Here is a 22,961-nt window from a genome sequence, read left to right as displayed (position 1 = left end):
CGTCCATGTAGGCTCGTCGAAAAGGTCCCTCTTTTCGACGGTCCGGCAACCGGCTCCCCCACCCACTGCTCCTCCAACTATGGGGAGAACAACCATGAGTAAATCACATCTTGAACTGACCGGCGTCCAGATGGCTTTCGATACCCCGTCTGGGCCCTTTATTGCCCTGGACAATCTGAACCTGAAGATCAAAAAGGGGGAGTTTGTCTCCCTGATCGGCCACTCCGGCTGCGGCAAGTCCACCGTGCTGAACATCGTCGCCGGGCTGCTGAAGGCCAGCCAGGGTGGTTGTGTGCTGGACGGGCAGGAGGTGAACACACCAGGGCCGGAGCGGGCGGTGGTGTTCCAGAATCACTCGCTGATGCCCTGGCTGACGGTGTACGAGAACGTGGAGCTGGCGGTGCAGCAGGTGTTCCGCAAGTCCATGAGCAAGAAGGAACGCAAGGAGTGGATTCTCCATAACCTGGCGCTGGTGCATATGGACCATGCCATCGACAAGCGCCCCGGGGAGATTTCCGGCGGGATGGCTCAGCGGGTGGGCATTGCCCGGGCCCTGGCCATGAAACCCAGCGTGCTGCTGATGGACGAGCCGTTCGGGGCGCTGGATGCGCTGACACGGGCGCACCTGCAGGATTCGCTGATGGAGATCCAGAAGGATCTGAACAACACGGTGATCATGATCACCCACGATGTGGACGAGGCGGTGCTGCTGTCGGATCGCATCATCATGATGACCAATGGCCCCGCCGCCACGGTGGGCGAGGACCTGGCCATTGACCTGCCGCGGCCGCGGGATCGGGTGACCCTGGCGGATGATCCCGACTATGTGCATTACCGGCAGGCGGTGCTGTCGTTCCTCTATGAGAAGCAGCGTTTCCCCGGTCAGGAGGAACCGCAGCAGAAGGATGACGGCCAGGACGGCGAAGTCACCGACGACGAGCGGCGCGATCTTCAGGCCATCGCCTGAGCATTGTGTGCAATGTCGGTGCAGAAATCCGGGGTGGTGAACGCTTACAGGGCATTCCCACTCCGGACCGATAACCCCGAAAATACCTTATCCACATGAATTTCATGGATTATTCCATGCTGGCACGGTACTCGCTTTATCTAACGTACGGATGATCGTCCCGGCCATGGATTGGCTGGACCATCAGGAAGTCACGGGGCCTTCGGGCCTAAGGACTTCACAGAACATCGTTGTTGGCATTGGCGCCGGACCATCGTTCTCCTTCGGGAGGCTTGATGCTCCGGCTTTTTTTCGTCCCGCCGATGCCAACCCGGACAGACAGGAGCAGCCACATGGACTCGAACACACTGGTCATCTGCGGACACGGCATGGTCGCCCAGCGGCTGCTGGAGCGGTTGCACGATAGTGGCCATCCGTTCAGCCGGATCGTGGTACTGGGTGCGGAACCGGATCCGGCCTATAACCGCGTGCTGCTGTCATCCGTGCTGGCTGGTGAGGCCACCATGGAGCAGATCCGGCTCAAGGAAGACAACTGGTTCGAGGAGGCGGGCATCGAGCGCCATTATGGCGACCCGGTGGTCAGCATTGACCGTGACAACCAGCAGGTGGAGACCGCCAACGGCCATCGTTTCCACTACGACGCCCTGGTACTGGCCACCGGCGCCCGTCCGGCGCCGCTCGGCATTGACGGCGAGGACCTGGAGGGCGTGCTGACGTTCCGGGACCTGCGGGATACCCGCCGGCTGATCGAACTCAGCCAGCGCCACGGTCGTGCCGTGGTGATCGGCGGCGGTTTCCTGGGCCTGGAGGCCGCCGAAGGCCTGCGCTGCCGGGGCATGGCGGTAACCGTGTTGCACCGCAACCCCTACCTGCTGAACCGTCAGTTGGATACCACCGGCAGTCAGTTGCTGGCCGACGGCCTGGAGGAGCGGGGCCTGACCATCCGTACCGGCCGTTCTCCGACCACGCTGCTGGGCAAACGCTGTGTGCGTGCCGTGCAACTGGACGACGACACCCTGATCAGCACCGACCTGGTGATTACCGCCGCCGGCATCACCCCCAACGCCGAGCTGGCCCGTTCCGCCGGGCTGGATTGCGGCCGGGGTGTCCAGGTGGACCGGCAACTGCGCACCAGCGACCCAGCCATCTTCGCCCTGGGCGAGTGCTGCGAGATCGACGGCCAGACCTTCGGCCTGGTCGACCCGGGTTACCAGCAGGCCCAGGTACTGGCGGACGTGCTCGGGGACCCGGCCACCGGGCAGGCTTTCCATACCGCCAGCCAGCCCACCCGACTGAAGATCAGCGGCATCCCCATTTTCTCCTGCGGTCAGACCGACGACGACAACGACCAGACCGAGTCCATCGTCTGGCAGGACTACGAACAGGATCGCTACTGCCGCCTGCTGCTGAAGGACGGTCGCCTGGTGGGCACGGTGCTTTTCGGCGACACCACCGATGGCCCCTGGTACGCGGAGCAGATCCAGCAGGGCCGCGATATGACGCCCTGGCGGGCCACCCTCGCCTTCGGCCCCGATTACTGCGAACAGGCAGCCTGATTACCGGATTAAAAGATTTGAGAGAGGAAACAGACCATGAGTAACAAGACCCTGATCGTCATCGGCAACGGCATGGTGGGCCACCACTTCCTGGAGCAGTTCATGGCGACCCCGGCGGCGGACGAGTACAACGTCATCGTCTTCGGCGAGGAAAAGCAGCTCGCCTACGATCGCGTCCACCTGTCCGAATACTTCGGCGGCTCCACCCACGCCGACCTGGCCATGGGCACCGCCGACTGGTATGCGGACAACGACATCGACCTGCACCTGCACGAGCAGGTCACCGGCATCGACCGACAGGCCCGTACCGTCACCACGCCCAAGGGCAGCTACGCCTACGACGAGCTGGTGCTGGCTACCGGCTCCTATCCGTTCGTGCCGCCCATTGATGGCAAGGACAATGACAACTGCTTTGTCTACCGCACCCTGGACGATCTGGACGCCATCCGTGCCTGTGCCGCCGGTGCGAAAACCGGCGTGGTGGTGGGCGGTGGCCTGCTGGGCCTGGAAGCCGCCAATGCCCTCAAGAGCCTGGGCCTGAGTGCCCATGTGGTGGAATTCGCCCCGCGCCTGATGCCGGTGCAGCTGGATGAGGACGGCGGTGCCGTGCTGCGCCACAAGATCGAGGAGCTGGGCGTTCAGGTACACACCGAAAAGGCCACCACCGGCATTGTCGACGGCGAAGACTGCCGCCTGCGCATGAACTTCAGCGACGAGTCCTTCCTGGAAACGGACCTGATCGTGTTCTCCGCCGGCATCCGCCCCCAGGATGCCCTGGCCCGGTCCTGCGACCTGGAGATCGGTGAACGTGGCGGCATCGTGATCAACAACCAGTGCACCACCTCCGACCCGCATATCCACGCCATTGGTGAGTGCGCCCTGTGGAACCAGCAGATCTTCGGCCTGGTAGCACCGGGCTACACCATGGCCCGTACTCTGGCAGCAGCCCTGAACAACGACAGCGAGGCCGCCTTCACCGGCGCCGACATGAGCACCAAGCTCAAGCTGCTGGGCGTGGACGTGGGCTCCATCGGTGATGCACACGCCAGGACTCCTGGTGCTCGCAACATCCGCTTCAATGACGAGAAAGCGGGACACTACCGCCGTATGGTGGTCAGTGAGGACGGCAAGAAAGTGCTGGGTGCCATCCTGGTGGGCGACAACAGCCACTACGATACCCTGCTGCAATACGCCCTCAACGGCATCGACCTGCCGGACAATCCGGAATCCCTGATCCTGCCTGAGAGCCAGGGCGGCGCCCCGGCCCTTGGGCCGGATGCCCTGCCGGAAACAGCCTCCATCTGTTCCTGTCACAACGTTACCAAAGGTGATATCTGCTGCTCCATCGACGCTGGTGCTACCGACCTGGGTGCCGTGAAAGCGGACACCAGGGCCAGCACCGGCTGTGGTGGCTGTGCCGCCCTGCTCAAGAATGTGGTGGACAGTGAACTGGAGAAACGTGGCGTGGAAGTCAGCAAGGACATCTGCGAGCACTTCCCCTACAGTCGTCAGGACCTGTTCAACATCGTCAAGGTGAACGGTATCCGCACCTTCCGCACGCTGATCGAACAGCATGGTCGCGGCCATGGCTGCGATATCTGCAAGCCGGCGGTGGCCTCCATCCTGGCCACCTGCTGGAACGACCATATCCTGGCCACGGACCATGTGCCCCTGCAGGACACCAACGACACCTTTATGGCCAACATGCAGAAGAACGGCACCTACTCCATCGTGCCCCGGGTGCCCGGAGGCGAGATCACCCCGGAGAAGCTGATCGTGCTGGGTGAGGTGGCCAGGGACTACAACCTGTACACCAAGATCACCGGCGGCCAGCGGGTGGACCTGTTCGGCGCCACCCTGAGCGAACTGCCGGAGATCTGGGAAAAACTGATCGCCGCCGGCTTCGAGACCGGCCACGCCTACGGCAAGTCCCTGCGCACGGTGAAGTCCTGCGTTGGCAGCACCTGGTGCCGTTACGGGGTGCAGGACAGCGTGGGCATGGCGATCTTCCTGGAGAACCGCTACAAGGGCCTGCGCTCCCCACACAAGATCAAGATGGCGGTGTCCGGCTGTACCCGCGAGTGCGCCGAGGCCCAGAGCAAGGACATTGGCGTGATCGCCACCGAGAACGGCTGGAACCTGTACGTCTGCGGCAACGGCGGCATGCGCCCCCGCCACGCGGATTTGTTCGCCACCGACCTCAGTGACGAGGAACTGATCCGGGCCATTGACCGGGTGCTGATGTTCTACGTGCGTACCGCCGACCGCCTGCAACGCACCAGCGTGTGGATGGAGAACATGGAGGGCGGCCTGGAATACCTGCAGAAGGTGGTACTGGAAGACAGCCTGGGCATCGGTGAGGAACTGGAACAGCACATGGCGGACCTGGTCGGCACCTACCAGTGCGAGTGGAAGACCGCCGTCGAGGATCCGGAGAAGCGTAAGCGTTTCCGCGAGTTCGTTAACGCGCCCGAAAAGAAGGACCCGGTGCAACAGTGGACCACCGAGCGGGAGCAGCGCCGTCCGTTGCTGGAGCCGGCCTGAACATTCAGGTTCGTCGTGACACCGTTGTGGCGACCCTGGGAGCTATTTCTTCCGGAAATCGAAAACTCGCTGCGCTCAGACAACGATTCCCTGCAGAAATAGCTCCCAGCGCCACCACAACTCCTGGATAGACCGCATGACCTATTACGATTGATCGAAGGAGAGATACCATGAAAACCACCAGTCAATGGAACATCGTCTGTACCGTGGATGACCTGGTGCCTGAATCCGGCATCGCCGTCTGGACCCAGGATGGGCCGGTCGCCATTTTCTATATTCCGCACCGCCTGCCAGCGCTATTCGCCATCAGCCACACCGACCCGTTCAGCGGCGCCAATGTACTGGCCCGGGGAATCACCGGCGACCTGAAAGGTCAGCCCGTGGTGGCATCGCCCCTGTACAAGCAACACTTCAACCTGGTCACCGGCCAATGCCTGGAAGACGAGGACGTCAAAGTAAAAACCTATCAGGTACTGCTGGATGGCAACGCGGTACGGCTGGAAGTCAGCAAGGCCAGGGCCGACTACGAAGCGGCCTGAAAGCATTATTGCCGGAACGGTTCCTGACCTCACTGGACACAACCCCGCTGTTCCCCTTATGCCGGGGTGGAAATCACACCCGCCCCGGCCTTTTACTTACCTGATCGTCAACGCCCCTCAAGCCGGAAACAAAACCGTCAATACCAGCATGATTCTGCTACAGTTAAAGCGGTGTTCTGTAGCGGCCAACCCATAAGGACCTCATCTATCCCCGAATTAATGGACCTGTAGGGTTGCAGGCGATATTTGTAATGCGCTGGCGTCTCAATGGTCCGATTTCGTGATAATCTTGGCGCACTTTAAAACAACTGTATAAAAATCGTTCGAAACATGTCGGCAGAAAGCATCGAACAAAGGATTCAGCGTGCCCAGTCCCTCCGCCTGAAACGCATGATCTGGGGGTTTGCCAATCACGCCTGCACCGCCCTGGCCGTCACCGGCCTTTATCTGGGGGGCTTCCTGCCGCTGGCTCCAGTGATGGTGTTCTTTGCCAGCAGCATACTGATCGGCACACTGTTGGTGCTGGTATTGCAGTTCGGCATCAACCTCCGCTTTCGCGACCCGAGTATGACCATGTTCCAGATCCTCTGGCCCGTGGTGCCCTCGCTCTATGTCATGTTTTTCGTGGCCCTGCCCCAGGGGCGCCTGGTTTTCCTGCTACTGGCGGTGGGCGGACTGATGTTCGGCACCCTTGCCCTGAACCGTCGCCAGATGCTGACCATCGCGTGGTTGTTCTGGCTCGGCTACCTGTCGCTGGTCCTCCTGCTCACCTGGCTGAGGCCGGATTACGTCTATTGGCCACTGGAAGCCGTCACCCTGTTTGCCTATGGTTCGGTACTGTCCATCATCGCTTACCTGGGCAGTTTCATCTCCCACCTTCGCCAACAGCTCGGGACCCGCAACCGGGAGCTCAAGCATGCCAACCTGGAACTGGTGGAACTGGCCACCCGTGACCCCCTCACCAGCCTGCCCAACCGCCGTACCGTGATGGAACAGTTCGAACGGGAAGTCGCCCGCAGCGACCGGCAGACCGCCGGCCCCAAGGCCCTGGGTATCAGCGTGCTGGATATCGACCACTTCAAGCGTATCAATGACACCTACGGGCATCAGGCGGGGGATGAAATACTGCGCAAGGTCAGCCGCACCATCGAGGCCACCATCCGCAAGGGGGATTACATCGGTCGGATTGGCGGCGAGGAGTTTCTGATCATCTTCCCGGAAACCTCACCCGATATTACCGTGCCCGCCGCGGAGCGTATCCGTCGCGCGGTGGAGGCCCTGAGGTTCGATGCCCTGCCGGAAGGCTACCGGGTGACCGTCTCCCAGGGCGTGGCCCTGCATCAGCCCGGGGAATCCCTGGAGATCACCTTCAAGCGGGCCGACGAAGCCCTCTACCAGGCCAAGAACAGCGGTCGCAACCAGGTGCTGGCGGCCTGAGCGTGACCATTCCAGGACACTCATGGCACGGACGCTATTGCTCACCACCCAGCAAGTGATCCAGTGGCTGGCTATAGCCCGGCGCGAACACCTCCAGAAAGTAATCCACCTCCGGCAGGTTCTCCTCTTCGAGTCGTTGCCGTATCTGCTGGGCGGCGGGTTCAAATTCGCGGTTGCCCGCCTGTATCTCCGCCTCGCACTTGAGCAGCGCGGACAGGCGGTCGGCAGCCTTGACCAGTTCCGTGACATCACTGTCCCACCGGGATTCCTGGATATAGGGCGCGAAGTCCCCCCGCAGATGCTCCGGCAGCAGGGCCAGCAGTTCGTCCGACGCCTTGTGTTCAATGTCCCGGAATGCCTCCCGCATGACCGCAGAGTGATACTTCACCGGTGTTGGCATGTCACCGGTGATCACTTCCGTGGCATCATGATAAAGGGCCGCTGTGGCTACTGTCTCCGGGTTGACGCTGCCGCCACACACCCGGTTGCGGATGACGGCCAGGGCATGGGCGATGGTAGCCACTTCCCAGGAATGGGTGGCCACGTTTTCCTCGATGGCGTTGCGCATCAACCCCCAGCGGCGAATCCACCGCAGGCGACCAATGTAGGCGAAAAAATGGCTGGCGCGCCGCCCGCTCATCTTGCCTCCAGCTGGAACTCGATGGCCACCTGGTCAGCCTCATCCTCGCCCGGCTCCACCCTGTGGGCCCGCAGGAAAATCTGCTCGGCGGGCACGTCGTATTCGTCTGTCAGCAATCGCCTGAGTGTCTGCCCCCGCTGCTCGGCCAGACCTTCCAGGGCCCCCTCCTGCAGGGTTTCATCTTCGGCCAGTCCGGCTTCCAGGGCGGGCAGGTCAACGGATTCCAGGGCCCGGCCACGAATAGCCAGAACCAGCCCCTCACGGGCCTTGAGCGCCTCGGCAACCGTTTCCATTTTGGTGTATTCACCCATCACCAGTGTGGTCTCCCCCGGCAGGAACGCCACCTCACCCAGTTCATCCGGGGAAAAGCCCGCCAGGTCGACCACGGAGCCCAACAGGCTGAACGGTGACATGGCCGTCTTAACCAGCACACTGCGGAAGGTTCTCATCATCACCGGCCCCAGATCGAACTCCGGGTCCGCCAGGTCGCCGTTGACCGGCAGATCCAGGGTGACCCGGTTATCGTCATCACGCAGCAAGGTCAGGCCCAGCTTGACCGGGGCCGTTACCGAGCTGTCACTCTGCACGGCCTCTCCCAACTCCAGCCGATCGAGGGTCAGGGTGGTATCGGATTCAAGCCGGGTTCCCCGGAGTGTGTAGTTACCGTCCGAGGACAGCTTGCCACCGTCGACCCGATAACCCAGATAGAAGGCAAAGTAGGGGTTCAGCACCGGCATGGACAGGCCGTCCATGGTCACGGACAGGCGTGAGGGGTTGTCGGTACCCAGGGTGGCTATAGTGCCGTCCGCCTGCAACTCGCCGGAGTCGCTGACGGTGGCCCTGAGGTTGAATTGCCCTTCCTGGGGGGTGATGTTGCTGAGATTGGAGACCGACGCTTCCAGGTCATGGACCCTGCCACTGAACGCCGGCTGCGAAACGTAGTCGGTGTACCGGATCTCGGCATTGGCCAGTTCCAGTTGCCCCAGCCGGAATATCAGCCCCTCATCGGGGGCGTCGGTCCCGTCAGCCGCAGCTTCCCCATCCGCGGCAACACCATTGTCAGGGACCACCGGCTGCAGCAGACGGGTGACATTGTGAGGTCTGTCGCGATAGTTGATCACGCTCAGTTCCGGTTCGGATACCGTGACGCTGCCAATTTCCAGGCGTGCCGGTGCAAAGTTGTATTCGATGGGATCCAGGCGCAGTTCCCGCCACACCACCACCGGTTCGTCCTCATCCGGGAACTGGCCGTTGAAATGGCTGATGCTGCCACGGCCACTGAAGGTACCTGTCAGGGGGTCATCCTGCACATCGATATCGATATTGCCGGCCAGGTTCAGGGTGCCGTCGTTAATCTGCAGCTGACTGCCCTGTTGTATATAGCCGTTGAAGGGAGCCAGCACCACCTGGTCCAGGTTGACGCCGCCCTCGAAGGTCAGCGGGTGCAGGGTGAACTGGCCATTGGCTGAGGCACTACCACCCCCGGCGAGCGCCGTCCGGAGTTGGTAACTGATGGGTTCCTCCAGTTGTTCGGTCATGGCGCCGAGGTTGAGCTCCAGCTCCTGCAGGGTCAGCTCCACCGGCGAGTCCGGACGATTGTCCCGCCAGTCCACGGTGCTGTTGCTGATGGCGAGGTTGCCCACCGACCAGCGAAAGCCACTGCCAGCACGTCCGCCATCGTCCTCGTCCCCGGACATGACTTGTAATGGCCTGGTGAGGTTCAACTGCCCTTCCTGGTCCATGACGGCGTTCAGGTGCAGCTCTTCCCCCTGGATCATGGACACCACCAGCTCGGGGCCCTCCAGATTAAAGGCCACGCTGTCCAGGGTCAGGTGGCCGGCACTCGCCAGGGTCTCCTCCGGCGTGTCCGGGTCCGCCAGTGCCAGTCGGCGGGCCGTCACCTGGCCATTGCGGGTGGCAAGGGCCGCCCCCTGGTCGTCATAGGCGAACTGGAAGGCGGTGGACAGGGAAAGTCGCCCATCCTGCAACGACCAGGGCAGATGGTGCCCAAGCCACTGCTGCAGGGTCTCCGCTGACACATTGGAGAGAGACAGGCGACCGTTGGACCACAACGGCACCAGGTTGAGAGTGCCACTCCAGTCCAGCACCTGCTCACCCATGACCGCCTGCACGGTGTATTCTCCGGGCTCCTGCTCCTCACGCTCGCGGCTGGTCACGTCCGACAGGGTGAGCCCCAGGGACTCGATGACGATTTCCCGGGATCTGCCGTTGGCGCCATCGGTAAAGTCCCGGAACCGCAGGCGCCCCCCATTGATCAGGGCTTCATCCAGCACCACGTGGTAGGGCACAGGCTGTTCCGCGTCCTCGTCGCCGTCACCGTCGTCAGTCGCCTGTTGCTGATTACGCCAGTCCTCGATAAGGTTGAGCCGGCTGCCCTCCAACAGGTCCACACGCAGGAACGGGTTATCCAGTTCCAGGTGCTCCACGTGGATCGTCCCCCGTATCAGGTCGATCAGCCCCAGGTTGAGCTGGAGTTCCTCAACCGCCAGTACCCGTTCACCCTCCGGGTCGGTGGCGGAGAGTTCCTGAACCGAGAAGGAAAAGGTAAACGGATTGAAGCCCACCTCGTCGAACCCGGCGGTCCAGCCCAGGTGCTGCTGCAACCGCTCGGGAAGGGCCGAGGAAAGGTACAGGGGGATCAGGCCGAAGCCTGTCACCAGATAGACCAGCCCCAGAACCAGCAACCAGAACCACCACCGGCGGTAGGCGGGCTTGCGTTGGGCAGTTTCGGTCAATGCATCGACTCCTTTGCGGTTCTCAAGTGCACCTGATCCTGAAAGAATATAGAACCGACGATCCGAACCCAACCTTTATAGCAGGAAAGCCCGATGGACATAGGTGATATGCGCCGCGATTTCGAGAGTGAAGGCCTTGATCGCCAGCACCTGGACAGCGATCCTGTCCGCCAGTTCGAGCACTGGTTCGACGATGCCCGCAAAGCCGGCATCCTGGAACCCAATGCCATGTCCCTGGCCACCACCGGGTCGGACCTGCAGCCGGACCTGCGCACGGTGCTGCTGAAATACTTCGATCACGAAGGCTTCGTATTCTATACCAACTACGGCAGCCGCAAGGCCAGGGAACTGGAAGAAAACCCGAAGGCTGCGTTATTGTTCCCGTGGATCGGCCTCAACCGGCAGGTGATTGTCCAGGGCGAGGTCAGTCGCGTCAGCAAGGCGGAGTCCCTGCGTTACTTCGCCAGCCGCCCCCGGGGCAGTCAGCTCGGGGCCTGGGTCTCCGAACAGAGCCGGGTGATCCGTTCCCGTGGGTTGCTGGAACAGAAGGTAGCCGAAATCAAACGCAGGTTCGGAGAAGGGGAAGTGCCGCTACCCTCGTTCTGGGGCGGCTACCGGGTCGTTCCCCACCGCATTGAATTCTGGCAGGGGCGACCAAGCCGCCTGCACGACCGTTTCGAATACCTCAGGAGCCCCGATGGCTGGAACATCCAACGACTCCAACCCTGAGCCGGTGCGCGCCAGCGTTTCCGTGTGGCTGGGCCGCCAGCCCCTGGAGCCGTACGACTTCCCCGACTGGCTGGGCGAGTATGAGCGTGAGGTGGCCTCCAGCATGGCCACCGGGCGGCTCATGGAATACGTCCACAGCCGATGGCTGATTCGCCAGTCCCTCTACGGCGTCAGTGGCAAGGCACCCCATCTGTGCCGGCCGGTGCATGGCCGACCGGTTGCCTCTGCCGACCCGGAGGGCTGGTTCCTGTCCCTCAGCCACAGTCACGGCATGTCCGCCTGCGGGATATCCTCCCACCGGGGTATCGGCGTGGACATCGAACCCGTGTTCCGGGATTCCAACTGGCGCCGGATCGTACGCCGCTGGTTCACGGAAAAGGAACAGGACTGGCTGCTGGCCCAGTCCAGCCAGGAGTCGTTCCTCAAGGCCTGGACCCTGAAGGAGGCCTGGCTGAAGGCCACCGGGCGGGGCATTGCCAACAACCTTCGCACCCTGGAGGTCACCGCGGACCTGGAACTGACCGGAGACCGGCCCGGAGAGAACTGGCACGCTGCCCTGACCGAGGCGGAAGGCTTCATGATTGCGGTGGTCTGGCAGGACGAATCCGCCGAGGCGGCGCCCCAGCTCCACCTGGTCCACAACAACGACGAAGCCCACATGCAGCCGGCGGAACTGGAGCGATTGGGGGAACAGCCCTGGGTGATCTGCCCGCTGCAGCAGACAGCAGCGGCAAAGGAGAACGGACAGTGACGGTCATGAATCAGCCAAACGACGATGAACGCTGCCCCTGGTGCGGTACCGACCCGCTCTATGTGGATTATCACGACACCGTCTGGGGCCGACCGGAGACCGACGACCTGGCCCTGTTCGAGAAGCTGTGCCTGGATGGCCAGCAGGCGGGCCTGAGCTGGATCACCATCCTGCGCAAGCAGCAGGGCTACCGGGAGGCCTACGATCACTTCGATCCCGAGAAGATCGTTCGCTACGATGACGCAAAGGTGGCGGAACTGCTGGCCAATCCCGGCATTATCCGCAACCGGCTAAAGGTGGAGTCCATCATCCGTAACGCCCGCGGTTTCCTCGCATTCCGGGAACGGGACGAATCCTTCGCCGAATTTCTGTGGTCCTTCGTGGACTACCGTCCCATCCAGAACCAGTGGCGGGCATTCGAGGAGGTTCCGGTGACCACCGGCGAGGCCGAGTCCATGTCAAAGGCACTGAAGAAACAGGGGTTCAATTTTGTCGGGCCGACCATTGTCTACGCCTTCATGCAGGCCACCGGCATGGTCAACGATCACCTGGTGCAGTGCCCGGCCCACGGGCCCTGCCGCGAGCTGGGGACGAAAGCACCCCTTTTCTGAGCCGCCGGATGATCCCCACCTGACCCGTTCCCGTACAAACCCGCATATGGAACCGTTCCTTCACCACCGGGGATCTGCCTGTGCGTATTACCCTCGCCGAACTCTACCGGGCCGATACCGGCCCGGTCACGCTAATGGAAATCCTGTCCCTGGAGGGCCAGCGCTATATGGCTCGCCTGCGGATCGGAGACCAGACCCTGATACTGTCCGACCCGAAAGGCCGCACCCGGCTGTTCCGCAGTAGCTGGGAAGTCCAGGATACCCTGAGGGAGATCCCCATTGCCCGCACCGAGGTGGTACACGCCTCGGCCTACAACGAAATGGTGGGTATGGCACCGTCCCCGGTGGCTCCCCTGCGCATCCGGTTGCAGAGGCAGGACCGGTGATTGCCGTCAAGCGCCTGGCCATCCTGGTGGGGCTGACAGGCCTGATCCCGTTCCTTATCGGCGCCTTCGGACTATTCCTCGTACCGGCCTACAGCGACTGGCTGATGAAGTGGTTCTACATCTACAGTGCCGGCATCCTGGCCTTCATGTCGGGGGTCTACTGGCCGGTGGCCATGCAACTGGAGAACCGCTGCTACCCCCTGTCGCCCATGGTCACGCTGATGATCAGCCAGGTGCTGTTCCTCACCGGGAGCCTGACGCTGCTGCTCCCCCTGGGCTGGCGGGCGATCATCTACCCACTGCTCTACATCGCCCTGTGCCTGATCGATGTACGCTGGCTCTACAACTACTGGCCACAATGGTATCGCCAGCTAAGGCTGTTGCTGACGGCGGTGGTGGTTATCTGTCAACTGATGGTGCTGGCAGGGACCCGTCTTCTCTGAGAGCAGGATCACGACGTTCGGGCACTCTATCGAAGCGGCACAACGGGGGCGCGGGTCAAAGGACTGTGCTGTCAGGGTATGGCGGGAAGGGTAGAGGGACCAGAGGACACCCGGCACATTGGTACCGGGTGTCCTGGTCAGGAGGCAAGACATCCTCCCTTACCAGCGGGTGAAGCGACCGGTTCCACCCGCCAATAACCCGTCCGCCCGAGGAGGGGCACTCAGGCCGCCACGATGGCGTATTCGTGATTATGGGGCTCGATCAGCACACCGTGGAGGGCCACGATGGCCTTCTCGTAGTGATCCTCGTCCACCACGAACTGGATATCCACCTGGCGCATGCACTGGTGCAGGGCCAGCACACTGATTTCCTCATCGGCCAGCGCCTTCACCGAGCGGGCCAGAATGCCCGGCACCTTCATGTCACTGCCAATGGCGGACACCAGGGCCACCTTGCGGGTGCTGAGTTCGGCATTGGGGAACTCTTCCTCCAAGGCCTTCACCACACGCTTGACGTGTTTCAGGGTGCTGTCCACGTAGTGGGTGATGGTGTTGGCGTTGGTGTCCTTGGACACGAAGCGCACCTTGAAGCGGGTCAGGATATCCAGGATCCGCCGATCACAGCCCGGCTCCCCCTGCATGTCCTGATCGAACACCTCGATGGCGAAGATGCCCTTGGCGCCGGCGATGATTTCCACCCGGGCCTTCTCACTGACGTAGTCGCCGGTGATCAGGGTGCCGGTATGCTCCGGCTCGAAAGTGTTCATTACCCGCAGGGGAATCTCGTTCTGGCGCATGCCCTTGCCGGCCCGGGGATGGATGGCCTCCATGCCCAGGTTGGCCAACTGGTCCGCCACGTCGTAGTTGGTGCGCCCCAGGGGGACCACCTTATCGGCACCGACGATGTTGGGGTCGGCGGAACTCAGGTGATATTCCTTGTGGATAACCGCTTCGCGGGCTTCGGTGATCACCGCAACACGGCTGAAGGTCATCTCGCTGTAGCCCCGGTCGAAGGTGCGCATCAGACCTTCCTTGCACTGGGCATAACCGGTCACGATGGGCAGTTCGCGGGTCAGGTCGACCGCATCGAAAGCCTGCTTGAGCTTCTCATCCAGGGGCAGCAGTTCGTTGTCGCGCCAGCCGGTGAGATCCACGAAGCGGGCGTTGATGCCTTCCTGCTGAAGCTTCAGCGCGGTGTTGAAAGCGCTGTGAGCCTCACCGATACCTGCCAGCATTTCGCGCACAGTCAGCAGGTGTTCCTCAAGCTGGAACTGGCCGTAGGAACACAGCCGCTGCAGATCGATCAGGCAGCCGCGGACCCCTTCAATACGATCGGTGATGAACTGGTCCGCCTGCTGCTTGAGCATGGGATCGGCGAACAGCTCGCCGTTGATATCGGTGAGGAACTTCACCAGCTTGGTGAGATCGTCGCCCCAGGCCCAGTCGGACTCGGCATCGGCAAACAGGGCGTAAACGCCCGGCTCGCCGGTCTTCTTGTGTTCCAGGAGCTCGTTGGTGACGCCACCGTAGGCAGACACCACGAAGATGCGCTGGTACAGCTCATCCTTCTTGCGGCCACCGATGATGATGTTATCGCGGACCGCCTCGTAGTTGCTCATGGAGGTACCGCCGATCTTCTCAACGGTATGCAATTGGCTAGTCATGGTGTTTCCGTCATTAACCTGCAGAATGAATGGCCAGGGAGGTTGGAGGTATCTTACGACGCCTCGCTGATCCCTTCCTGCATGATTTCGTCCACACTCTCAGCCAGAATCTTAGCACCTTTTTTCAGGTCATCCTCACTGGTGGTGAGGGGCATCAGGCACTTGATGACCTCATCGTTGGGACCACTGGTCTCGATGATCAGCCCCTTCTCGAAAGCGCGGCCGGTGATCGCGTCGGTCAGCTCGGCGTTCTTCGCCTCGATACCCCGCATCAGGCCACGGCCCTTGACGTGGAACTCACCCGGATACTTGTCGCAGATGGCCTGCAGGGCGTCGCCCAGCACCTGGGTCTTGGCTTTCACCTCGTTGGCGAAAGCATCGTCCTTCCAGTAGGTTTCCACCGCGGCACGGGCGGTCACAAACGCCATGTTGTTACCCCGGAAGGTACCGTTGTGCTCACCGGAAGCCCAGATGTCCAGTTCCGGCTTGAACAGCACCAGCGCCATGGGCAGGCCGTAGCCGCTCAGGGACTTGGACACGGTGACCATATCCGGCTTGATGCCGGCAAACTCAAAGCTGAAGAACTCACCGGTACGGCCGTTACCGGCCTGGATATCGTCCAGGATCAGCAGCATGTCGTGCTTTTCGCAGAGCTTCTCAAGACCCTGGAGCCACTCGGCGCGGGCCACATTCAGGCCACCTTCGCCCTGTACCGCTTCCACAATGACCGCCGCCGGGGTCTCGATACCGGAGGAACCGTCGGAGAGTACCTTGTCCATAATGGCCAGAGTATCGACATTTTCGCCCAGGTAGCCGTCGTAGAACATGAAATCCACATTACCAAGCGGCATACCCACGCCACCGCGATGGTGCTTGTTACCGGTGGCGGCAACGGCGCCGGTGGTCACCCCGTGGAAACCGTTGGTGAAGGAGATGATGCCGGTGCGGCCTTTCACCTTGCGGGCCAGCTTCATGGCCGCTTCCACGCAGTTGGTGCCGGTGGGACCGGTGAACTGCATTTTGTAGTCCAGGCCACGGGGCTCAAGGATGTGCTTCTTGTAGGACTCGATGAAGTCGTGCTTGGCGGTGGTAAACAGATCCAGGCCCTGGCTCACACCGTCGGATTCAACATATTCGAGCAGTGCCTTCTTGAGCACGTCGTTGTTGTGGCCGTAGTTCAGGGAACCGGCGCCGGCGAGGAAGTCCAGGTATTCCTTGCCGTCTTCGGTGTACAGGTGCGCGTTCTTGGCCCGGTTGAAGATCACCGGAAAAGCCCGTGAATAAACGCGTACTTCGGATTCAGTAGACTTGAAGATTTCCATTGTCTTGCCTCTTAGCATGTATAGGTTCGAGGTGGAAATGCGGCTGCCGGACGGGGATCGGTCGCGACCGGCAGTCCGCACAGTGTCAGGGGCATCATTGGCAGAGGTTCCTCTAACCCTCTGCCGGCCCGTTGAAACGGTGTGGTTGCGGTCGACTCAGCCCTTCTGGGTAAAGGGCCCGATACGAAGCAGGAACTCGGAGTCGTGCTGGCCGCCGAAGTGCATTTCCTTCTCGAAATGCTCGTGATACTTCACTTCAGCACCCATGTCCCGGGCGAAGGAACGGAACAGCGCCCAGGAGGCTTCGTTGTCCTCGGTAATCGTGGTTTCCATATGGGTTACCCGGCGACACTCGTCGCGGCCCACGATTTCCTTGAGCATTTTCTTGGCGAGCCCCTTGCCGCGACCTTTCTCATGCACGGCCACCTGCCAGACAAAAACGGTATCGGGCTGCTGGGGAGGAATATAACCGGAGATGAAGCCGACCAGTTCGCCGTTTATCTCCGCCGCCACGCCGGTGTCGGCAAAGTGGCTGCACTGCAGGAGGTTGCAGTAAATCGAGTTGGGGTCCAGCGGGGGGCATTCCGCCACCAGCCGGTGAAGCCGGTAGCCATCATCCTTCACCGGTTTGCGGAGGGTGATGGCGGTGGTATTTGAACCTTCGGTTGTCATGCTCAGCCTTTTCGCTGCAAACGTTAGTGGTGAATTATATAGACCACAAAAGAAAAATCAACCGGATGCCCTGCGGCCACAAACCCGGGGCGCACGGCCACACTATCCTTTTCATGTCCCACTACCGTAAATATTAGATGATTTCCTCAGATATTCCAGTGCCCGCCCGCAATTGCTCCTGGGTCAGGGAAGTACCGCCCAGAATACGATGGCGATATGACAATGCAGCGTCAGTATTCTCAGGCCACAGGGCATCGAACAGCGACAGCCAGGGAGACAGCGGAAACCGCACCGGTTCCAGGGCGGCACTGACGGGAAGACTGGAAGGCAGCCCGTACGCCGCCTCCGACGGTGCGGACCGGGCAATCCTGACCAACAGGCCGGCGCTGCTACCAGCCAGGTTGCCCATTCCCGCCGAGCCGTTGTTGAGGAATAACCGCTGTCGGCCATCCACCTCCAGGGCCCGCATCACCGGCAGGCAGGTGTGGGTGCTGACCAGGACATCGGCCCCGGTCTGGCGAAACCAGCTTGCCAGTTGCCCGTTGCCCCGAGCGCCCAGTTCCTCGTGGGACAGCCCCCACCCTGCGAGGGATTCGGGATCACCATGGAGGACCACAACCTTTAGTCCTCCAAACATCAGGCACCGGTAACGGGGTAACCGGGCCAGCCGTTGCTGGAGTTCCGGGTGGTTGGCGGCAATGCCCTGCAGACGCACCATGATACGGTTGGACCGCTCCACCACAGCATCGTCCACGAAATCCGGATAGGCGCAGCCGCAACCCGCGCCATCCCCTGGCCGGGCCAGTTCGTACTCCACATTGCCGGTGATGGTATCATGGTCCAGTACCCGGTGGTTGATGGTGACAAACAGCTCGTCGCTGGCGTTGAACCAGTTGAAATCGCCATTGAACAGCAGATGCACCCGATGCCCCGACGCCCGCTCCCGTTGGGCCATGGCCTCGATTTCATCCAGCACCAGGGGATTGCCATAAAGGCCACCGACCACATAGAGCACGTCAGCGTCGCAGGCCACGGGCTCGCGGGTCAGGTCTTCGGGCCGGTACCGGTAATGCAGCGGACAGGCGCGCCCCTCACTCATGACCCGGCCTCGGCGGCGGGAACAGAGCGCCCGGCCAGCCGGCGGATCACCAGGGGCAGGAAGAAGCCGCCGGTGCAGATCAGGATGCCCCAGGCGTTGGTGCCCAGCAGCAGGGCATAGGCGCCCTCGCCAATGGCCCAGGAGTCCGGAATCCAGCCCACGGTCAGCAGCACCCCGAGGGTCAGGCCGCTCCAGAAACTCAGGTGGAAGCTCCAGGGCGACCAGCGGGTGAAGCCATAGAACAGGAACACCGGGGCCAGGCCCATCACCATGGTACCGGAGATGGTGGTGGCCTTGAGGATATCGGTCCCCGCGAACATGGGCAGGTTACCCAGGATGGCGAAGATGATCATCACCACCGCCCCCACCTTCATGCTGGGCAGCCTGTCGGCGGCCCGCCGCGCCAGCCGGGGCAGGTCCACGGCGATGGTCTTGGAGAAGGATGAGAAGGTGGAATCCAGGGTGGAGCCAGCGGAGGTCATCATCACCACGCTCATCAGGAACAGGGCGGTCAGCCCCAGGGCCTGGCCCACGGCCGCCGGGGCATTGCCGCCCGCGTCGATGCCATTGAGGCGGGCATGCACCCCCACCAGGCTGAAGATAAAGACCGCCACGAAACCCAGCAGTCCCGCCACCACGAAGCTTTTGAGCATGGTCTTCTCCCGGTTCACAAAGCCCCGATCGGTGAGGACCGGATCGTGGAACGGATAGCTGAACAACTGCAGCCCGGCCACCAGCAGCAGGTCCATGCCAGCATCCAGGCGGAACTCGCCGTTGGTCAGCAGGGCACCCGTGTCGTTGGCGGGGATGATCAGGAACAATACCGCCGCCACGAAGAACACGAACACCACCGCCTGGATCATGTCGGTGAAAATGGAGCTGCGCAGGCCGCCCTTGAGGCTGTAGGCGAGGGTGAAGGCGGTGAACACCACGGCAGCGGTGTAGTAGGGCCAGTCTCCGGGGCTGCCGAAGTAACCACCCACCACGGCGGTGTTGCTCCAGACCTCGTTGTAGAGCCGTATCAGGATGGCGGCGGCAAAGCTCAGCGCCGCCAGGCGCCCGAAACGGGAGGTCAGGAATTCCTGCAGGCTGCCAGCCCCGGTCTGGGTACGGATCAGGTAGATGATGTACCCGGCCACCGGAATCGACAGCCAGTAGGCGGCGTAGGCCAGGCCACCGGTGACCCCGTAGGCCGCCCCCAGGTTGGCAGCATTGGTCACGGACTTGGCGAAGATCCAGCTTATGAAGATGGAGGCGGTGAGTGACCACTGACCGACTGGCCGGCCCTGGTCATCGGCGCCCCGGTAGAAGGACGCCGCATTGCGGCTCCGGGGTGAAAGGGCGTACATCACCACTCCGTATACGATGAGAAATCCCCAAAACAGGGTGGCTTCGGTGCCGGTCATTCCTTTTTTTCCTCTTCCTCTGTTGTTGGCGGGTGTCACTGGCCTGGTTGTTGTGGGGGCGGCGCCTTGTTGCTGCTATTCCGGCGCACTACAACTCGCACCAAAGCGATAGCAGGCAAAGCACCGATGATGCCGCAGCATGATGCGCTCATCCATGCTTTCCGCCAGGGTGCCGCCCAGGTCGTATTCCGGGTCATCATCCACCAGCGTGCAGGCATAGACCCGGACCTGGTCGTTTTTCTTCACCAGCATGCGGGTATAGGTACACATGAAGTGGGACCGGCTCTCACGGGTCGGGTACTTTTCCATGCAGGTTTCAGTGATCTCGGGGCTGCCGTCATCGGAGCCCGGGGTGCCCAGGTCCGGGAAGGCGGTAAAGGCCAGGGTGTCGGGAATGCCCCAGTCGCGGAAAATCGACCGGAAGGCGTCCTCTATCTGCCCGGGCTCTTCCTGGTTATCTGTCTGGCGGGCAATAGACACCTTGAAGCCCTGGTCCACCAGCCAGCGGATTCCCTCTAGGGCCTTGTCGAAACTGCCATCCCCCCTATCCACGTCATGACGGGCCGCATCCGGGTAGTCCAGACTGACCCGGAAATGGATCGGGTAGGGATTATCCAGTAGCGGCAGCACCTGGTGCCGGCGCTTCAGCAGGGGGTCGGTGGCATTGGTCAGTACGAAACAGGGGCGGTGCTGGCTGGCGTAGTCCAGGATATTGACGAAATCCCGGATCACGAAGGGTTCGCCGCCAGTGAAGGAGAACTGCTCCACGCCCATATCCAGGGCCTCGTGGATAAATGGCTTTACATCGCTCAACGTCATCCCCGGGATGCGGCCATCGCCGGGGTGGGAGCCTTCCAGACAGAAAGGGCAGGACAGGTTGCAGGCGGTACCGGTGTGAATCCACAACTCCTTCAGGCGGTCGGAGTCGATGTAGCCACGGGGCTCCCCCGCCCGGGTATGGGTCCAACTGTCCCGGGCACGGGGCTCCAGCACTTCAGTCGTAGGTATGATTCTCTCTGCGGTCAGGGGCATAGGTGCTCCACTCTTGCCTGTTATGACTCCTCGGACACGGGAATCCGGCTTATGTTACAGATTCATCCTGTTTACGGACGCGGTCAGCGGATCGACCAGCCCCCAGCCGCCACCGGTGGAACTTCGCCAGCCAGCCCAGCACGCCTTCCGGGGCATGGGCCTGTTTCCACTGGCCGGCGGCAAATTTGGCGGATTCGTTCCAGGTGGGATAGGGGTGGATGGTCCCCAGGATCTTGTTGAGCCCGATGCCATGCTTCATGGCCAGGGTGAACTCCGCCAGGATCTCAGCGGCGTGGGTGCCAACCACTACGGCACCCAGGATGCGATCCTTGCCCGGTGCCGTCAGCACTTTGATAAAGCCGTGGTCTTCGTCCTCGGCGATGGCCCGGTCCAGGTCATCCAGCCCGTAGCGGGTCACTTCGTAATGGACACCCTGCTGCTGCGCTTCCTCCTCGCTCAGGCCCACGCGGGCCACTTCCGGCGCGGTAAAGGTCACCCACGGCAACACCCGGTAATCCACCCGGAAGCGTCTGAACTGACCAAACAGTCCATTCACCGCCGCGTACCAGGCCTGGTGGGCTGCCGCATGGGTAAACTGATAGGGGCCGGCCACATCGCCGCAGGCAAAGACATTGGGGAAGCCCACGGACATATCCTCTTCCACCGGCACGGTGCCATTGCGACGGGGCTCGATACCCAGGGCCTCCAGGTTCAGTCCCTCGGTATTGCCAGCGCGTCCCACCGCCACCAGCACCCGGTCAAAGGGGATCCGCACCGGTTCGCCGTTACGCTCGCAGACGGCCACCCGTTCACCGTCTTCCTCGGTGAACTCCACAACCTTGTGCCCCAGCCGCAGATCGATACCGTCAAGGCGCAGGCTGTCCGCCACCAGTTCCGCCACCTCCGGGTCTTCCTTCATCAGCAACCGGTTCATGGCCTCCACCTGGGTAACGGTCACGCCCAGCCGGGCAAACGCCTGTGACAACTCGCAGCCGATGGGCCCGCCACCCATCACCAGCAGGTGTTGCGGCTGCTCCTCCAGATCCCACAGGTTCTCGGAGGTGAGCGGCGCCATGGCATCCAGCCCCGGAATCGGCGGCAAAAAGGGCTTGCCGCCAGTAGCCACCACAATGCTGCGGGCGCTGAGTCGCTCCCGGCGACCGTCATTGTGGGTAACGTCCACTTCCCAGGGGGACACGAAGGCGGCGCTGCCGGCAATGCAGTCCACCCCGATACTCTGATAGCGCTCCACCGAATCATGGGGCTCGATCTTGCGGATCACCCGCTTGACCCGAGCCATGATACTGGTGAAAGAGCCGGACACCGGCACCGAGTCCAGCCCGTAGCGGTCCGCATGGCGCAGGGTGTCCGCCGCCCGGGCACTACGGATCAGCGCCTTGGACGGCACGCAGCCGGTGTTGAGGCAGTCACCCCCCATCCGGTCCCGCTCGATCAGGGCAACCCTGGCCTTCACCGCCGCACCGATATAGGCGGATACCAGGCCGGCAGAACCGCCGCCGATCACCAGCAGGTTGTAGTCGAAGCGCTCAGGTTTGGTGAACCCCCGATAGGCGCGTCGACGGCGGATAATGTCCACCACGACCTTGGCGATCAGCGGGAACAGCCCCAGCAGCGCAAAGGACAGCAACAGGTCGGCGGACACAATATCCCCCATGCTTTCGATCTGAGCCAACTGGGTGCCGGCATTCACGAACACAAAGGTACCCGGCAGCATGGCTACCCAGCTCACCAGTGCGTAGGTGCGAAGCTTCATACTGCTGAGGCCCATGGCCAAATTAATCAGAAAGAAAGGGAAGGCGGGCACCAAACGCATTGACGCCAAGTAGAACACCCCATCTCTATCGATGCCTTCATCGATGCGTTTGATAGTATTCGCATACTTCTTCTTCAACGTATCGCGAAGCACAAAACGGGCAACCAGAAACGCCAGGGAGGCCCCGATGGTGGAAGCCACGGAAACCGCCAGCAGCCCCACCACATTGCCAAAGAAGGCGCCGGCGGCTAGTGTCAGCACCGCTGCCCCAGGCAGCGACAGGGCAGCGGCAACCACATAGATCAGCACATAAACCGAAACCGCCAGCAGCAGATGGCCGGATATCCACTGGTCTAGGGACGTCTGGTGGCGTTGCAGGTTCTCCAGCGTCAGCAGCTCCGGCCCGCCAAGCAGCAGGAAAGCCGCCACCAGGACCACGATAATCGCCAGCAGGATCAGTTTCGGTTTGGACATCGTCTATCGGTTCCGTTTTGACATATAAAGGTGTTACTCAGACACCGCATTCCGCCATCCATTACAGACTAGCTTGCAGACCTCACAAAATAATAACGGGAAAGTCGCAATTGCATCCGGTCAGGGGGCGTCGTGAGTATCACAAAAAAGGGGGCCTGA

19 protein-coding genes are annotated in these 22,961 nt (G+C 61.9%); 10 read left to right on the top strand and 9 right to left on the bottom strand.

Annotated elements, in window-relative coordinates; translation table 11 throughout:
• Window positions 1-130: 130 nt before the first annotated feature.
• From ACJO2E_RS06070 to ACJO2E_RS06050, 5 genes are all read left to right on the top strand, one after another.
• Entirely contained in the window at window positions 131-967 is an 837-nt protein-coding gene (locus ACJO2E_RS06070; protein ID WP_406962814.1) for an ABC transporter ATP-binding protein, read from the top strand.
• Between the two features lie 332 nt (window positions 968-1,299).
• Entirely contained in the window at window positions 1,300-2,523 is a 1,224-nt protein-coding gene (locus tag ACJO2E_RS06065) for an NAD(P)/FAD-dependent oxidoreductase (protein WP_406962801.1), read from the top strand.
• A 36-nt stretch (window positions 2,524-2,559) separates the two neighbouring features.
• Window positions 2,560-5,067, top strand: a complete 2,508-nt coding sequence (gene nirB, locus ACJO2E_RS06060) for a nitrite reductase large subunit NirB (RefSeq protein ID WP_406962799.1) — start codon at window positions 2,560-2,562, stop codon at window positions 5,065-5,067.
• 170 nt (window positions 5,068-5,237) lie between these two features.
• Complete coding sequence (gene nirD / locus ACJO2E_RS06055; protein ID WP_406962798.1) at window positions 5,238-5,606, top strand: nitrite reductase small subunit NirD; 369 nt, start codon at window positions 5,238-5,240, stop codon at window positions 5,604-5,606.
• Window positions 5,607-5,936: 330 nt separating this feature from the next.
• Entirely contained in the window at window positions 5,937-7,043 is a 1,107-nt protein-coding gene (locus ACJO2E_RS06050) for a GGDEF domain-containing protein (protein ID WP_406962796.1), read from the top strand.
• 34 nt (window positions 7,044-7,077) lie between these two features.
• Here the strand turns inward: ACJO2E_RS06050 and yfbR are convergent, their stop codons facing one another.
• Window positions 7,078-7,683 carry a 5'-deoxynucleotidase gene (gene yfbR, locus ACJO2E_RS06045; RefSeq protein WP_406962794.1) on the bottom strand — a complete coding sequence of 202 codons (606 nt, stop codon included), beginning with the start codon at window positions 7,681-7,683 and terminating at the stop codon, window positions 7,078-7,080.
• Window positions 7,680-10,439 (bottom strand): DUF748 domain-containing protein, encoded by a 2,760-nt coding sequence (locus tag ACJO2E_RS06040; RefSeq protein ID WP_406962792.1) that lies wholly within the window; start codon window positions 10,437-10,439, stop codon window positions 7,680-7,682. Before ACJO2E_RS06040 ends, yfbR begins: the two co-directional genes overlap by 4 nt.
• Before the next feature lie 93 nt (window positions 10,440-10,532).
• Between ACJO2E_RS06040 and pdxH the strand changes: the two genes are divergently transcribed.
• The 5 genes from pdxH to ACJO2E_RS06015 all read left to right on the top strand — a co-directional run bounded on the left by pdxH (window position 10,533) and on the right by ACJO2E_RS06015 (window position 13,359).
• Window positions 10,533-11,168, top strand: coding sequence for a pyridoxamine 5'-phosphate oxidase (gene pdxH / locus ACJO2E_RS06035; protein ID WP_406962790.1), 636 nt, complete (start codon window positions 10,533-10,535; stop codon window positions 11,166-11,168).
• Entirely contained in the window at window positions 11,137-11,919 is a 783-nt protein-coding gene (locus ACJO2E_RS06030; RefSeq protein WP_406962789.1) for a 4'-phosphopantetheinyl transferase family protein, read from the top strand. Before pdxH ends, ACJO2E_RS06030 begins: the two co-directional genes overlap by 32 nt.
• Before the next feature lie 5 nt (window positions 11,920-11,924).
• Window positions 11,925-12,530, top strand: a complete 606-nt coding sequence (locus tag ACJO2E_RS06025) for a DNA-3-methyladenine glycosylase I (protein WP_406962788.1) — start codon at window positions 11,925-11,927, stop codon at window positions 12,528-12,530.
• An 80-nt stretch (window positions 12,531-12,610) separates the two neighbouring features.
• Complete coding sequence (locus tag ACJO2E_RS06020; RefSeq protein ID WP_406962786.1) at window positions 12,611-12,916, top strand: DUF6482 family protein; 306 nt, start codon at window positions 12,611-12,613, stop codon at window positions 12,914-12,916.
• Window positions 12,913-13,359: a DUF3429 domain-containing protein gene (locus tag ACJO2E_RS06015; RefSeq protein ID WP_406962784.1), complete on the top strand. Its 447-nt coding sequence runs from the start codon at window positions 12,913-12,915 to the stop codon at window positions 13,357-13,359. The genes ACJO2E_RS06020 and ACJO2E_RS06015 overlap by 4 nt, the downstream gene beginning before the upstream one ends.
• A 221-nt stretch (window positions 13,360-13,580) precedes the next feature.
• On the opposite strand, the gene ACJO2E_RS06010 is transcribed toward ACJO2E_RS06015, so the two are convergent.
• The 7 genes from ACJO2E_RS06010 to ACJO2E_RS05980 all read right to left on the bottom strand — a co-directional run bounded on the left by ACJO2E_RS06010 (window position 13,581) and on the right by ACJO2E_RS05980 (window position 22,802).
• Window positions 13,581-15,023, bottom strand: coding sequence for an aspartate kinase (locus ACJO2E_RS06010; RefSeq protein WP_406962783.1), 1,443 nt, complete (start codon window positions 15,021-15,023; stop codon window positions 13,581-13,583).
• Between the two features lie 53 nt (window positions 15,024-15,076).
• Window positions 15,077-16,345, bottom strand: a complete 1,269-nt coding sequence (gene ectB, locus ACJO2E_RS06005) for a diaminobutyrate--2-oxoglutarate transaminase (protein WP_406962781.1) — start codon at window positions 16,343-16,345, stop codon at window positions 15,077-15,079.
• A gap of 156 nt (window positions 16,346-16,501) precedes the next feature.
• The gene (gene ectA, locus ACJO2E_RS06000) at window positions 16,502-17,017 is read right to left on the bottom strand and encodes a diaminobutyrate acetyltransferase (RefSeq protein ID WP_406962779.1); all 516 of its coding nucleotides are present in this window, start codon (window positions 17,015-17,017) and stop codon (window positions 16,502-16,504) included.
• A 133-nt stretch (window positions 17,018-17,150) separates the two neighbouring features.
• Window positions 17,151-18,116 carry a metallophosphoesterase family protein gene (locus tag ACJO2E_RS05995; protein ID WP_406962777.1) on the bottom strand — a complete coding sequence of 322 codons (966 nt, stop codon included), beginning with the start codon at window positions 18,114-18,116 and terminating at the stop codon, window positions 17,151-17,153.
• Complete coding sequence (locus ACJO2E_RS05990) at window positions 18,113-19,522, bottom strand: sodium:solute symporter family transporter (RefSeq protein ID WP_406962775.1); 1,410 nt, start codon at window positions 19,520-19,522, stop codon at window positions 18,113-18,115. Before ACJO2E_RS05990 ends, ACJO2E_RS05995 begins: the two co-directional genes overlap by 4 nt.
• Window positions 19,523-19,597: 75 nt before the next feature.
• Window positions 19,598-20,554: a radical SAM protein gene (locus ACJO2E_RS05985; RefSeq protein ID WP_406962773.1), complete on the bottom strand. Its 957-nt coding sequence runs from the start codon at window positions 20,552-20,554 to the stop codon at window positions 19,598-19,600.
• A 49-nt stretch (window positions 20,555-20,603) separates the two neighbouring features.
• Window positions 20,604-22,802 (bottom strand): dihydrolipoyl dehydrogenase family protein, encoded by a 2,199-nt coding sequence (locus ACJO2E_RS05980; RefSeq protein ID WP_406962771.1) that lies wholly within the window; start codon window positions 22,800-22,802, stop codon window positions 20,604-20,606.
• Window positions 22,803-22,961: the final 159 nt, after the last annotated feature.

Origin of the sequence: Marinobacter shunpengi (assembly GCF_045449695.1) — a bacterium.
Lineage (GTDB): Bacteria > Pseudomonadota > Gammaproteobacteria > Pseudomonadales > Oleiphilaceae > Marinobacter.
The sequence above is the reverse complement of the archived record's forward strand: the minus strand, read 5'-3'. Positions and strand labels throughout refer to the sequence as shown.

Bases quoted from the DNA above. Each gene is read 5' to 3' on its own strand.
- ACJO2E_RS06070 (WP_406962814.1), top strand. From the start codon at position 131: ATGGCTTTCGATACCCCGTCTGGGCCCTTTATTGCCCTGGACAATCTG.
- ACJO2E_RS06065 (WP_406962801.1), top strand. From the start codon at position 1,300: ATGGACTCGAACACACTGGTCATCTGCGGACACGGCATGGTCGCCCAG.
- nirB (WP_406962799.1), top strand. From the start codon at position 2,560: ATGAGTAACAAGACCCTGATCGTCATCGGCAACGGCATGGTGGGCCAC.
- nirD (WP_406962798.1), top strand. From the start codon at position 5,238: ATGAAAACCACCAGTCAATGGAACATCGTCTGTACCGTGGATGACCTG.
- ACJO2E_RS06050 (WP_406962796.1), top strand. From the start codon at position 5,937: ATGTCGGCAGAAAGCATCGAACAAAGGATTCAGCGTGCCCAGTCCCTC.
- yfbR (WP_406962794.1), bottom strand. From the start codon at position 7,683: ATGAGCGGGCGGCGCGCCAGCCATTTTTTCGCCTACATTGGTCGCCTG.
- pdxH (WP_406962790.1), top strand. From the start codon at position 10,533: ATGGACATAGGTGATATGCGCCGCGATTTCGAGAGTGAAGGCCTTGAT.
- ACJO2E_RS06030 (WP_406962789.1), top strand. From the start codon at position 11,137: ATGGCTGGAACATCCAACGACTCCAACCCTGAGCCGGTGCGCGCCAGC.
- ACJO2E_RS06025 (WP_406962788.1), top strand. From the start codon at position 11,925: ATGAATCAGCCAAACGACGATGAACGCTGCCCCTGGTGCGGTACCGAC.
- ACJO2E_RS06010 (WP_406962783.1), bottom strand. From the start codon at position 15,023: ATGACTAGCCAATTGCATACCGTTGAGAAGATCGGCGGTACCTCCATG.
- ectB (WP_406962781.1), bottom strand. From the start codon at position 16,345: ATGGAAATCTTCAAGTCTACTGAATCCGAAGTACGCGTTTATTCACGG.
- ectA (WP_406962779.1), bottom strand. From the start codon at position 17,017: ATGACAACCGAAGGTTCAAATACCACCGCCATCACCCTCCGCAAACCG.
- ACJO2E_RS05995 (WP_406962777.1), bottom strand. From the start codon at position 18,116: ATGAGTGAGGGGCGCGCCTGTCCGCTGCATTACCGGTACCGGCCCGAA.
- ACJO2E_RS05990 (WP_406962775.1), bottom strand. From the start codon at position 19,522: ATGACCGGCACCGAAGCCACCCTGTTTTGGGGATTTCTCATCGTATAC.
- ACJO2E_RS05985 (WP_406962773.1), bottom strand. From the start codon at position 20,554: ATGCCCCTGACCGCAGAGAGAATCATACCTACGACTGAAGTGCTGGAG.
- ACJO2E_RS05980 (WP_406962771.1), bottom strand. From the start codon at position 22,802: ATGTCCAAACCGAAACTGATCCTGCTGGCGATTATCGTGGTCCTGGTG.